Genomic DNA, 12,193 nt, shown 5'->3' with positions numbered 1-12,193 from the left:
AGTTGCGGGGGCAGCCGCGGCATCGGGTTTGCAACCCTCACCGCGTTCCCTTTTGATCCTCCGGGGAGGAACCGTCGGACGACAGGAGGCCCGATGCGCCCGCGCGGCGTCAATGCCCGCACGGGAATTTCAGGGCGGTGTGCCCGGTGCGAGACAGGTCCGCCTCAGATTCGGCCTTCCGGCTTCCGGGCCGGCACGCGGCGATGGCCGGTCCCGGCCAGGACGGCGCCCCCGGCCGCGAGGCCGAGGAGGATCCACTTCAGCGGAAGCCGCTCCGCCCCCTCGCTGCGCAGGGGCTCGGTCACCATGTGCCCCGGCGGCAGCTCGACACCGGGCTTGCCGTAGGCCCGCGCGTCGGCGATCTGCTCGGCCGACACGGCCCATTCGGCACCGATCTGGCGATCATGGGCCATCACCGCGAGCCCGACCGCGAGGGCGACGGCCGTGGCCGCGAAGATCCTCACCGGTGTCCTCATCTCCCGCGCTCCCGCGTTTCGCGCCACCGATCCGGCCAGAGGGTTAGGCGATCCCCCGGCGCTTCACCAGGGACCAAGACGCGCGGATTGCGCCCCGGATTTCGGACCCGCGGTCTGGAACGATTTCAACCGGCTCACGGCCGGCTCTGCAAAAAACGCATGGTACCCCTAACGGCATGACTGGCCTGCGCTTTCGCGCGATTGAGCGCCCGCTTCGCATCGCGATATCGCTGGGGCGCTACGGCCCCGTTTCGCGACCGATCCTCGGGCGCGGGTGCCGCGTTCCAGGACCTGCTCATGGACCATCCGGTCGCGTCTCCCAAGCGTTCGTCCGCCGCCGGCGGCTGGGGGGCGCTGAAAAGCTGCGGCAAGCATCTGCTGGGCAGCCGGGCGCCGCTGTCGGGCGCCCGCGCCCTGCTGAAGGCCAACCAGCCCGACGGTTTCGACTGCCCGGGCTGCGCCTGGGGCGACCCGGAGCACGGCTCCTCGTTCGAATTCTGCGAGAACGGCGTGAAGGCGGTCTCCTGGGAGGCCACCGACAAGCGCACGCCGCCGAAGTTCTTCGCCAGGCACACCGTGACCGAGCTGCGCGGCTGGACCGACTTCGCCCTGGAGGGCGAGGGCCGCCTGACGCATCCCATGCGTTACGACGCGGCGAGCGACCGCTACGTCACCACGACCTGGGATGCCGCCTTCGCGGAGATCGGCGCCACCCTGCGCGGGCTCGATCACCCAGACCAAGCCGAGTTCTACACCTCGGGCCGCGCCTCCAACGAGGCCGCCTACCTCTACCAGCTCTTCGCCCGGCACTACGGCACCAACAACTTTCCCGACTGCTCGAACATGTGCCACGAGGCCAGCGGCATCGCCCTGCAGGCGGCCATCGGCGTCGGCAAGGGCACGGTGCTCCTGGAGGATTTCGAGAAGGCCGACGCGATCTTCGTCGTCGGGCAGAACCCCGGCACCAATCATCCCCGCATGCTCGGCGACCTGCGGCGCGCCGCCCAGCGCGGGGCGAAGGTCGTGGTGTTCAACCCCGTGCGCGAGCGCGGTCTCGAGCGCTTCGCCGACCCGCAGAACACCGTCGAGATGCTGCGCGGCGCCAGCGCACCGGTGGCGAGCCACTACTACCAGCCGCGGCTCGGCGGCGACATGGCGGCGTTCCGGGGCATCGCCAAGGCGGTGTTCGCGGCCGACGCCGCCGCGCTGGTCGCCGGCCAGCCGTCGCGCCTCGACCGCACCTTCCTGCGCAACCACACGGCGGATCACGAAGCCTACCGGGCGGCCGTGGACGCCACGACCTGGGAGGCGATCGAGGACCAGTCCGGCCTGACCCGCGCCGACATCGAGGTCGCGGCCGAGGTCTATCTCGCCGCCGACAAGGTGATCTGCACCTGGGCGATGGGCGTGACCCAGCACCGGCACTCGGTTGCCACCGTCCGCGAACTCACCAACGTCATGCTCCTGCGCGGCCATGTCGGCCGTCCCGGCACCGGCCTGTGCCCGGTGCGCGGCCATTCCAACGTGCAGGGCGACCGCACCGTCGGCATCAACGAGAAGCCGCCGGCCGCCCTCCTCGACGCCCTGGAGCGGGAATTCGGCTTCACGGCCCCGCGCCGGCACGGCCACAACGTGCTGGCCGCCATCGGGGCGATGCTCGACGGTTCGTCGAAGGCCTTCATCGGCCTGGGCGGCAACTTCGCCCGCGCGACCCCGGACACGACGCTCGTCGCCAAGGCCCTGGCCTCCTGCGCGCTCACCGTCCACATCGCGACGAAGCTCAACCACTCGCACCTCGTGCCCGGCCGCGTCGCCTACCTGCTGCCCTGCCTCGGCCGCACCGAGATCGACCGCAATTCGAAGGGCAAGACCCAGATCGTCACGGTCGAGGATTCCATGAGCATGGTCCACGGCTCGGGGGGCATCAACAAGCCGGCCTCGGCCGAGCTGCGCTCCGAGATCGGCATCATCGCCGGCATGGCGGCGGCGACCGTCGGCTCCGATCGGGTGGACTGGGCGTCGCTGGCCGACGATTACGACCGGATCCGCGACCTGATCGAGCGGACGATCCCGGGCTTCACCGGCTACAACCTGCGCGTCCGGCGCCCACGCGGCTTCATGCTGAAGAACCTCGCCGCCGAGCGCAGCTTCGAGACGCCGACCGGCCGGGCCAACTTCTCCGCCGGCCCGCTTCCGGAGGCGACGGAGCATCAGCGGGCGCAGCGCGCGGCCGACACCTTCGTGCTCCAGACCTTCCGCAGCCACGACCAGTACAACACCACGATCTACGGCCTCGACGACCGCTACCGCGGCGTCTACGGCGAGCGGCGCGTCGTCTTCGCCCATCCGGACGACCTCGCCCAGATCCGCGCCCGGGCGGGAGACCGGGTCGACATCGTCGGCACCCATGCCGACGGCGTGACCCGGGTGGCCGAGAATTTCCGCCTCGTGCCCTTCGACATGCCGCGCGGGTCGCTGGCCGGCTATTACCCGGAACTCAACGTCCTAGTGCCGCTCTCGACCTTCGGCGTGGAGAGCGACACGCCGACCTCGAAGTCGGTCCTCGTGCGCCTGCGCGCCCCGGCCGCCGCATGAGCGAACCCTCGGGGACGTCGGAAGAGGAACTGGCCGAGACCTTCCTCGCGGTCACCGACGCGGTGGCGGCCCTCCAACCCGGCCTCTCGACCCTGGAGGCCGGCCTCCTCGCTGCCCTCCACCTCGACTTCGCGCGAGACAGCCGCAGCTTCGCCCGCGTCTTCGGCCTCGAGCACGCCCTCGTGCTGCGCGCCGTCGAGACCCTGGCCAGCGATGCCGGCCTCCTCGTCCTGCAGGACCGCAATCCGCGAACCCAGCGCACCCGCTACGTCGCCAGCCCGGCGGGCGATGCGGTGCTGGCGCATCTGCACGGGTGACTTCGGGGCAACGCGCCGCTTCGCACGGGCGCGGCGCCTGCCTGACCGCATGGCGCGGATATTCACCGAGCCTTCCCTCCTCCCTCGGCGGGAGAGGACGACCCGCGACGCGGGCCGGGTGAGGGCTACGCCTTGTCCGGAGAGGTCGCCGCCTCTTGCGGGACCTCGTCCCGGCCCGCCGGCCCCGCAAGCACCCTCCCCAATGGAGGAGAGAGGGAGGTAAACACCCCGCTCAGCGCTTGATCGCTACCGGCCCGTTCATGCCCGGCCAGTCCGAGTAGCCGTTGGCGCCGCCGCCGTACCAGTATTGCTTCGGGGCCTCCGCCAGCGGCGCGCCGGTCTCCAGGCGCCGCACGAGATCCGGGTTGGCGATGTAGGGGCGGCCGAAGCTGAACAGGTCGGCGCGGCCTTCCGCCAGATCCTTCTCGGCGAGTTCCAGGGTGTACTGGTTGTTGCCGATATAGGCGCCCTTGAAGCGCTTGCGGATCTGGCCGAAATCGACCGAGTCCGGCACGTCGCGGGTCTGCTGGGTCACACCCTCGATGGTGTGGACGTAGAGCAGGCCGAAGGCGTTGAGGGCTTCGACATAGGCGCCGAAGGTCGCCTTCGGATCGCTGTCGAGGGGGGTCTTGCCGGGCTCCGTGGTGGCCGGCGACAGGCGGATGCCGACGCGATGGCCGCCGCCCCAGACCTGCGTCACCGCCTTCACCACCGCGAGGGGAAAGCGCAGGCGATTCTCGATCGAGCCGCCATACTGGTCGGTGCGGTGGTTGGTGGAATCGCGCACGAACTGTTCGAGCAGGTAGTTGTTGGCCGAGTGGATCTCGACGCCGTCGAAGCCGGCCCGCTTGGCGTTCTCGGCCGCCCGGCGATAATCCTCGACGATGCCCGGGATCTCGTCCGTCTCCAGCGCCCGCGGCGTCACGTGCGGCTGCATGCCGGATTCGGTGAAGGCCGTGCCCTCGGGCTTGAGCGCCGAGGGCGCCACCGGCAATTGCCCGTCCGGCTGCACGTCGGGATGCGAGATCCGGCCGGTGTGCCAGAGCTGCAGGAAGATCAGCCCGCCATTGGCATGGACCCCGGCGGTGACGGGCTTCCAGGCCTCGACCTGCGCCTCGCTCCAGATGCCGGGCGTATAGGCGTAGCCGACGGCCTGGGGCGAGATGTTGGTGGCCTCGCTGATGATGAGGCCGGCATTGGCGCGCTGGGCGTAGTAATCCACCGCGAAGTCCGGCGGCACGCCCTCGGTGGAGGAGCGGCTGCGGGTGAGCGGCGCCATCACGACGCGGTTCTTCAGGGTGAGATCGCCCAGGGTGAAGGGCGCGAGGATCGGGCTCATGCGGTCGGTTCTGTCCTGGCTGGGGCGCAGCGCGCGGCGGCGCCGGCTTCAGCCGGGACAAGCAGCGGCGCCGGAGGGTGTTCCAGCCCGGAGGCCGGACGCAGTCCTGCCCTGCCGCACTCGTGGGTTCGGGACCGTGAGCGCTCAGCGCTTCACCGTCCCGCCATTCGCCTCCACCAGCGCCAGCATGGTCTGGCCGAGCACATGCGGGCGGACGGTAAGATTGCCAATCTCGACGCTGTACTGGTCCGGCGCTCGACGCCCCAGCAACCCCGTACCGCCGCGATCGAACAGGAACCGAGGCGCGATGGGTGTCCGCAGGGTGAGGCGAACCCCGCACCCATTATGTGTCCAGACGATCCGCGCGGCCGCCACGTCCGTCCAGCGAAGGGTCAGCCCGGAACGCCGGTCGGCGACGCCGTCGGGACCGACGATCAGGGTCGGTCCGTTACGGGTGAAATCTTCCAGGCCGAAGAGCGCCGTCGGCATGAAGCCCAGCAACAGGAAGGCCAGGCTCCCCAGAGCCACCAACGATCCGACTGGCCTGCCATCGGCAAGCGAGACGGAAAACGGGAGTATCAGCAGCAGCAGCACCAGCGTGGGCATCATGAAGCACCACGCGATGGCCGTGATCAGGGCCTGCCCGAAGGTGCGGGCATGGGCCGCCAGCGGAAGCGGCACCGAGACGGGCGGGATGTTGTAGGTCCGCGAGAAGGTGATCTCGCCCGGGATCTCGACGATCATCGGCGCAGGCCCGTCGGCGGCCGAGCGGCGAGCGGACGCATCTCGGAGAACCGATGCTGCGCGAACCAGCCGCTCAATACCCCTTGGCGGCGATCGCCTCGCGCCAGTTCACCGCCCGGCGGGCCATGCCGATGTGCTGGCGCTCGTACATGCGGCCCTCGATCTTGATCGCGCCGCGCTTGGCGTTCTCCTCGCGGTCGAAGGCCTCGATCACGAGGCGGGCGCGGCGGACCTCCTCGTCGGAGGGGGCAAAGCAGGTATTGGCCGGCTCGAGCTGGTTGGGGTGGATGAGCGTCTTGCCGTCGAAGCCGAGGTCGCGCGCCTGCTGGCACTCGGCCCGGCAGCCGGCCACGTCCTCGATGTCGTTCCAGACGCCGTCGAGGATGGTCAGGCCCTCGGCGCGGGCGGCCGCCAGGGTGAACATCATCCAGGGCAGCATCGGCACGCGGCCGGGCACGAGCTGGGCCCAGGTGTCCTTGGCCAGATCGTTGGTGCCGAGCACGAAGCAGGTCAGGCGGGTGCGCCGGTCCCGCTGCGCCTTGGCGATGTCCTGAATGTTCAGGATCGCGGCCGGGGTCTCGATCATCGCCCAGACGGCGATGCTCTCCGGGGCGTCGAGGGCCTCGAGGTGGTTGGCGATGCTCTCCAGGACGGCCGGCGAGGACACCTTCGGCATCAGGATCGCGTCGGGGCGCGCCTCGATCGCCGCCTTGAGGTCGGCCTCGCCCCAGGGCGTCTGGGGGGCGTTGACGCGGATGATGATCTCGCGCTCGCCGTAGCCGCCGCCCTTCACGGCGGCGCAGACCTGCTCGCGGGCGACCTCCTTGGCGTCCGGCGCCACCGCATCCTCCAGGTCGAGGATCAGCGAATCGGCGGACAGGGTCTTCGCCTTGTCGAGGGCCCGCTGGTTCGAACCGGGCATATACAGCACGCTGCGGCGAAGGCGGAGGTCGGACATGAGGTATTCCCGTGGTTTGCGCTGAAGCTTAGTGCAACACGCCGACGGAGACACCCCGACGACGCCAGAATGGCGTGGCATTCCAGCGATTCTGTTGCACCGCACTGGCGCGAACCGGACGAGACCTTGGCGCGTCCGGCCGGATCAGTGCCGCAGGGGCGCGGTCACGCTGAAGGTCACGGTGTAGTCCGGGTCCTCGATCACCGCGTCCGCATCGGTGAGCTGGTAGTGGCCGGGCGAGGCCGGCTCGATCGCTTCGAGGACGGGCGCCACGATGTAGGGCTCGCCGGTGTCGCTGCGCAGGAGGGTGATCCCGATCTCCGCATCGACGGCGGTCACCGGCCCGAACACTTGCTCGCGCCGCACCAGGGTGCCGTCGTGCTGGAGGTAGGTGATGCCGACGAGGAGCGTCGCGCCGATCAGCTGGTCGGCGAAGTCCTGGTCCCAGGCGAGGCCACCCTCGTCGTCCGCTGGCTCGGTCATGCCGCAGGAATGGCGAAAAACCGCCCGCCGGGCAACCCGACCTCAGAACAGGCGGCTGCCGTTCGGCACCGCCTGGTCGGGGCGGAACAGCACCACCGCGCCCTGGGTATCGGCGAAGCCCAGGGTCAGCACCTCGGACAGGAACTTGCCGATCTGACGCGGCGGGAAGTTCACCACCGCGGCGACCTGCCGGCCGGGCAGGTCCTCGGGCCGGTAATGCTCGGTGATCTGCGCGCTCGACCGCTTCGTGCCGATCGCCGGCCCGAAATCGATGACGAGCTTGAGGGCGGGCTTGCGCGCCTCCGGGAAGGGCTCGGCCGACACGACGGTGCCGACACGGATGTCCACGGCCAGGAAGGCATCGAAGTCGATGGCCGGGGCGGCCGGCGCGCCGGCGGCGTGGGTGACGTGCATGGCGCTCAGGCCGTGCGGAGCTGGCGGCGCTTGCCGGCGGAGGAGACCTGCATCAGCGCGACCATGACCAGGATGGTGCCGAGGTAGACCAGCACCTGCATGCCGCTCGGGCGGTCGGTGTAGCCGACGAGGGCATGGAGCACGCGGCCGACGAGGCTGTCCTCGCGCAAGATGGCGGAGGTGTTCCAGAGCGGCCGGTCGAGCACGGTGATAAGGCCCGCATTGGTCAGGAACTGCGCCGCCTGCGCCGCGAGGCCCGCCGCCAGCAGGACGATGAGACCGCTCGTCACCGAGAAGACGTAGCGGGTCGGGATCGCCGCGAGGCCGAAATAGCTGACCGAGGAGGTCGCCGCACCCACGGCGACGCCGGCCAGGGCGCCGAACTGGATGTCCGGCCCGGAGGTGCCCGAGGCGACGAGGCCGTAGAGGAACAGCACGAGCTCGGCGCCCTCGCGCAGGATCGCGGCGCCGACGACGAGGGCGAGGCCGGCGGCCGTGCTCTGGCCGGTGCGCACCGCCTCGCCGGCCGCGCGCAGCTCGCCCGCGAGTTCGCGCCCGTGCTTGGCCATCCAGGTGTTGTGCCAGATCAGCATCAGCACGGCGACGATCAGCACGCCCGCATTGAGGATCTCCTGGCCCGCGCCCTCGAAGGCATCGGAGATCTTCTCGGCGAACAACGCCACCAGGGCGGCCCCCGCGAGGCCGCCGAGGACGCCGAGGCCGATCCAGCGGCCGCGTCCGGCGATTCCACGGGTGGCGGCCAGCACGATGCCGATGATGAGGCCCGCCTCGATGACCTCGCGGAAGGCGATGACGAAGGCTCCGATCATGCGGAGGTTTCCTTTTCGCGTGTTCGCAGTCGCGGCCGTGGCGGCCGCCCTACCAGATCCAGAACAGCAGCACCCAGCCGGAGACCGAGAGGGCGCAGGCGGCGGCGATGCCCAGCGTCGCCCCGATGCGCCGCAGGCCCCGGGCCGAGAGCCCGGCCACCGACCAGGCGAGCCAGACGCTCCACAGGCTGGTGCCCAGGAGCAGCGCGGCGCGCATCTCCGAGACGTAGGGGATGAGGATGCCGTCGCCGCGCAGGAACGTGACGGTGAGGGCCGAGAGGCCGAGGAAGACGCCGCAGCCCGCCACCGGGATCAGCGTCTGGGTGAGGTGGTGGAAGCGCGCCCGGGACCAGCCGAGCGACAGGGTGGCCAGCGCCACCAGGCCCGAGAGGGAGAGGCCGAGCACGATCGCGGCGGCGGCGATGTAGCCCAGCAGCAGCCCGCCATCGAGGACGCTGAGCACGTCGTTGTGCTCGGGATAGTTCGTCAGGACGTACCAGGGCAGCGTGGTCTCGAGGGGCCAGGTCGTGCCGCGCTCGATCAGCCAGGTGGCCAGCGCCTGCTTGACGTCGATGAACCAGGGGCTCGACGACCACTGGAAGGCGCCGACGGCCAGGCCCATCATGCCGAACAGGATGAGCACGGTCTGGTCGAGGCTCGGCTCGGTGCCGGCGACGTGGACGATCTCGTGGGTGGGCGAGCGCCGGGCGAGGCGCACGGCGCCGCGATAGCCCGAGCAGCGCCCGCACATGTGGCAGGCGCCCGCGCCGTTCATGGTCTTCACCGGCACCAGGGGCGCGCAGTTGAACGCATCGCCGCGGGGCTTGGACGCGGTGGCCCCGCGGGGCTTGGGCGAGGCCGCCCAGGCCGCATGATCGACCTGGAAGCTCACCGGCGCGAGCTTGGCGAGCACGGCGAAGACGCCGTTGACGGGACAGAGATAGCGGCACCAGACCCGCTTGTTGCGGCCGTAGAGCAGCCCGACCACGATCGCCGCCACGGTGGAGCCGCCGAGCACCGCGAGCACCGGCTTCGGGTAGCCGTAGACGCTGACCATCTGGCCGTAGACCGTGGTCCCGGCGAAGGCCACGAAGGGCCAGCCGCCCCAGGTGATCCAGCGCGGCACGGCGCGGCCGAGGCTCCAGCGGCTGGCGAACTCGGTCAGCGCGCCCTCGGGGCAGAGGATGCCGCACCAGGCCCGCCCGACCACCACCATGCTGACCAGCACGAAGGGCCACCAGATGCCCCAGAAGGCAAACTGGGCGAAGACGGTCAGGTCGTTCCACAGGTGCGCGCTGCGGTCGGGCAGCGGCAGGAAGGCCGGGACCGCGACCAGCACGAGGTAGATGGCGACCACGCCCCACTGGATGGTGCGGATCGTGCCGCCATGGCGCTGCATCCAGGCCCCGAGATCGGCGAGCTTCGCGTCGATCCAGGCGTCACCCGGCGTGCGGGTGTCGCGCGGCGGGCGGACGTCGTGCGGCTTGAGGGACGTCGAGGCTGCCATTCCGGTTGGATTCGCCAGGGTTACGGGTGTCGCTTCACTTCGCCACCAGGGTGGCCTTGGAGTTGGGGTGGAAGTCGTCGAACACGTCGTAGCTGCCGGGATCGACGGTGCGGAAGACGATCGACGAGGTCGCGCCCGCGGCGAGCGCCTTCTCGCGCTTCAGCTCCACGCTCTCGAACTCCACCGGGCTGGTGCCCGTATTGGTGATCTCGAGCTTGAAGCGGGTGTTGGCCGGGACCTCGATGACGTTCGGGGTGATGGTCCCGTCCTTCATCTCGACCTTGATGACCGGCAGGTCTTCGGCGCGCGCCGGAGAGGCGGCCAAGAGACCGCCCGCGAAGGCGCAGGCCAGGATGCGGCGGAGAACGGCCATGGGGCTCAGTAGGCTCCCTTCTTGCCGATACCCGCGAAGGTGAAGTCCTGGATCAGGTCGAAGGGCTTGAACCACTCGGCGACGCCGGTCTCCTTGTCGACGTGGCGGCCGAAATGGCTGTGCGGGCCGGGCGGCGCGACGGTGAGCTTCAGGCGGTAGCGGCCGGGGCCAGAGAGCTTGACGTTGTCGCCGTAATGCGGGCCGTCATTGGCGACCATGGGCATCAGCGAGCCGGAGACCTTCGGGCCGGTGGCGGCCTCGCCCTCCAGCTTGGTGATCTCGAAGCTGACCGTCAGCGACGGGACCCAGTCGCCCTCGGCGAAGCCGTTGCGGTTGTCCTTGGCGGCGTGGATGTCGGCCTCGAGGTGGATGTCGGACTGCGCGGCGGCGCGCATCATGTCCGGCGGGTCCATCTCGATCGGCTGCAGGTAGACGGCGCCCACCTCGATCCCGTTCTGGATGACGTGCGGGCCGATCGGCGTCTCCTTGGCCTGAGCGCCGCTCCCGAGGGAGACGGCGCCGGCGAGCAGGAGGGCCAGGGCGAGGGAGGAGCGGAGATTCTTGCGCATCGTGGCTAGCGCGTAGACCAGACGATAAAACAAGCAAAGAGGCTTTTTCGTCACGTTCCTTAATAAGAACAATTCCAAACTAAGGTTCTACCTGACGATCCAAGTAAATCCCGCTGGATGCTTCAGTGTCTCGTCTTGCGCGCGGCCGGGAACGCAAGTGCCGGCGCGCACCGCGTCCGGCCGGCGTCACGCAGGCGTGAATTCGCCGGCCGGTTTATCCAGAGGGCGTTCGCCTGTCCGGGAGAAGGTCCGGCGCGTCAGCTCCGGATAGGCCAGCGCCTGGCTGATCCCGCGGCCGCCCAGCAGAATCAGGAACGAGAGCCACAGCCCCCCGTTGCCGAGACCGGCGGCGTGGGCGGCGAACAGGGCAAGGCCGTAGAGCGCGCTCGCGGCGAGCATCAGGTTGCGCATCGCCCGCGTCCAGGTGGCGCCGATGTAGATGCCATCGAAGGCGAAGGGCAGCGCGGCCATCAGGGGCGCCAGGGCGGCCGGCAGCAGGTAGAGCCGGGCCATGGCCCGCACCTCCGGGCTGGTGGTCACCGCGTCGATGAAGGCGTTGCCGGCGAGGAGGAAGGCGCCCGCGATGGCGCCGCCGAAGGCGAGGCACCAGAGCAGGCTCAGGCGCGCGGCGCGGCGGAAGCGGGCCTCGTCCCGGGCGCCCACCGCCTGCCCGCACAGGGTCTCGGCGGCGGTGGCGAAGCCGTCGAGGAAGAAGCCGCCGATCATGAAGAGATTCCACAGGACGGCGTTGGCGGCCAGCACCACGTCGCCGGAGCGAGCGCCGAGCGCCGAGAACAGGGTGATGCAGCCCACCAGCAGCAGGGTCCGGATCATCACGTCGGCGTTGACGCTGAGCATCCGGGCGAGGGCCAGGGGATCGCGCACCACCCGGAACGGCACCGCGAAGGGCCGCGAGCCGAGGCGCGCCAGGAGCACGAGCCCGAGGACGGCGCCGGCCGCCTCGGCGATCAGGGTGGCGAGCCCGGCGCCGGCGACGCTCATGTCCGCGTACAGGACGAAGGCGAGGGTGAGGACGATGTTGGTGAGGTTGATGGCGACCTGCAGGATCAGCCCGAGATCGGTCCGCCCGCGTCCCAGCACCGATCCGAGGATCGCGTAGTTCGCAAGGGTGAAGGGGGCGGCGAAGATGCGGATGTGGAAATAGGCCGCCAGCGCCGCGATCACGGCGGGGCTCGCCCCGCTCAGGGAGAAGGCGGCGCGGCCGATCGGCCCCTGCAGCACCACGATCACCAGCCCGACGAGCAGCGCCGCCGCGAGGGCACGCGCCAGCGTCCGTTCGACCTCGGCGGCGTCGCGGGCGCCCACCGCCTGCGCGGTGAGCCCGGCGGTGGCCATGCGCAGCGAGCCGAACGACCAGAAGATCGCGTCGAAGATCACCGCCCCGAGCGCCATCGCGCCGAGGAGCGCGGCATCGCCGAGCCGGCCGATCACGGTCGCGCCAACGAAGCCCAGCAGCGGCGTCGTCACGTTGGCGAGCGTCATCGGCAGGGCGAGCGCGAGGACGCGCCGGCTGGTGGCCGGTTGAGTGGACGGCGTCATGGCGATGAGATCCTGCAGCGGCCTTTCG

General features: G+C 70.4%; 13 protein-coding genes and 1 riboswitch. Of the genes, 2 read left to right on the top strand and 11 right to left on the bottom strand.

What is annotated here, in order from left to right; genetic code table 11:
- Positions 1-91: riboswitch (cobalamin riboswitch) on the bottom strand. This riboswitch is flagged as partial in the annotation.
- A 73-nt stretch (positions 92-164) separates the two neighbouring features.
- Positions 165-476 carry a hypothetical protein gene (locus tag AC0IWM_RS22605; RefSeq protein ID WP_471758760.1) on the bottom strand — a complete coding sequence of 104 codons (312 nt, stop codon included), beginning with the start codon at positions 474-476 and terminating at the stop codon, positions 165-167.
- Between the two features lie 297 nt (positions 477-773).
- Here AC0IWM_RS22605 and AC0IWM_RS22600 point away from each other — a divergent pair, with 297 nt between their 5' ends.
- On the top strand, positions 774-3,071 hold the full coding sequence (locus tag AC0IWM_RS22600; protein ID WP_471758758.1) for an FdhF/YdeP family oxidoreductase: 2,298 nt from the start codon (positions 774-776) through the stop codon (positions 3,069-3,071).
- Positions 3,068-3,388, top strand: coding sequence for a hypothetical protein (locus AC0IWM_RS22595; RefSeq protein ID WP_471758756.1), 321 nt, complete (start codon positions 3,068-3,070; stop codon positions 3,386-3,388). The genes AC0IWM_RS22600 and AC0IWM_RS22595 overlap by 4 nt, the downstream gene beginning before the upstream one ends.
- Positions 3,389-3,620: 232 nt before the next feature.
- Here AC0IWM_RS22595 and AC0IWM_RS22590 read toward each other — a convergent pair whose 3' ends face one another.
- The 10 genes from AC0IWM_RS22590 to AC0IWM_RS22545 all read right to left on the bottom strand — a co-directional run bounded on the left by AC0IWM_RS22590 (position 3,621) and on the right by AC0IWM_RS22545 (position 12,165).
- Entirely contained in the window at positions 3,621-4,727 is a 1,107-nt protein-coding gene (locus AC0IWM_RS22590; protein ID WP_471758754.1) for an alkene reductase, read from the bottom strand.
- A gap of 144 nt (positions 4,728-4,871) precedes the next feature.
- Positions 4,872-5,471 carry a hypothetical protein gene (locus tag AC0IWM_RS22585; protein ID WP_471758752.1) on the bottom strand — a complete coding sequence of 200 codons (600 nt, stop codon included), beginning with the start codon at positions 5,469-5,471 and terminating at the stop codon, positions 4,872-4,874.
- 73 nt (positions 5,472-5,544) lie between these two features.
- On the bottom strand, positions 5,545-6,429 hold the full coding sequence (locus tag AC0IWM_RS22580) for an HpcH/HpaI aldolase/citrate lyase family protein (RefSeq protein WP_447678572.1): 885 nt from the start codon (positions 6,427-6,429) through the stop codon (positions 5,545-5,547).
- 144 nt (positions 6,430-6,573) lie between these two features.
- Complete coding sequence (locus AC0IWM_RS22575; RefSeq protein WP_471758750.1) at positions 6,574-6,912, bottom strand: hypothetical protein; 339 nt, start codon at positions 6,910-6,912, stop codon at positions 6,574-6,576.
- Between the two features lie 42 nt (positions 6,913-6,954).
- Complete coding sequence (locus tag AC0IWM_RS22570; RefSeq protein WP_471758748.1) at positions 6,955-7,326, bottom strand: tRNA-binding protein; 372 nt, start codon at positions 7,324-7,326, stop codon at positions 6,955-6,957.
- Positions 7,327-7,331: 5 nt separating this feature from the next.
- Positions 7,332-8,156, bottom strand: coding sequence for an FTR1 family iron permease (locus tag AC0IWM_RS22565; RefSeq protein WP_447678569.1), 825 nt, complete (start codon positions 8,154-8,156; stop codon positions 7,332-7,334).
- 49 nt (positions 8,157-8,205) lie between these two features.
- Positions 8,206-9,663 (bottom strand): 4Fe-4S binding protein, encoded by a 1,458-nt coding sequence (locus tag AC0IWM_RS22560; RefSeq protein ID WP_471758746.1) that lies wholly within the window; start codon positions 9,661-9,663, stop codon positions 8,206-8,208.
- Between the two features lie 34 nt (positions 9,664-9,697).
- Entirely contained in the window at positions 9,698-10,036 is a 339-nt protein-coding gene (locus tag AC0IWM_RS22555; RefSeq protein WP_471758744.1) for a cupredoxin domain-containing protein, read from the bottom strand.
- Positions 10,037-10,041: 5 nt separating this feature from the next.
- Complete coding sequence (locus tag AC0IWM_RS22550) at positions 10,042-10,605, bottom strand: iron transporter (RefSeq protein ID WP_471758742.1); 564 nt, start codon at positions 10,603-10,605, stop codon at positions 10,042-10,044.
- A gap of 186 nt (positions 10,606-10,791) precedes the next feature.
- On the bottom strand, positions 10,792-12,165 hold the full coding sequence (locus tag AC0IWM_RS22545; protein WP_471758740.1) for an MATE family efflux transporter: 1,374 nt from the start codon (positions 12,163-12,165) through the stop codon (positions 10,792-10,794).
- Positions 12,166-12,193: the final 28 nt, after the last annotated feature.

It is taken from the genome of Methylobacterium sp. AC433 (assembly GCF_979253015.1).
This window is presented reverse-complemented; position numbering and strand designations above follow the sequence as displayed.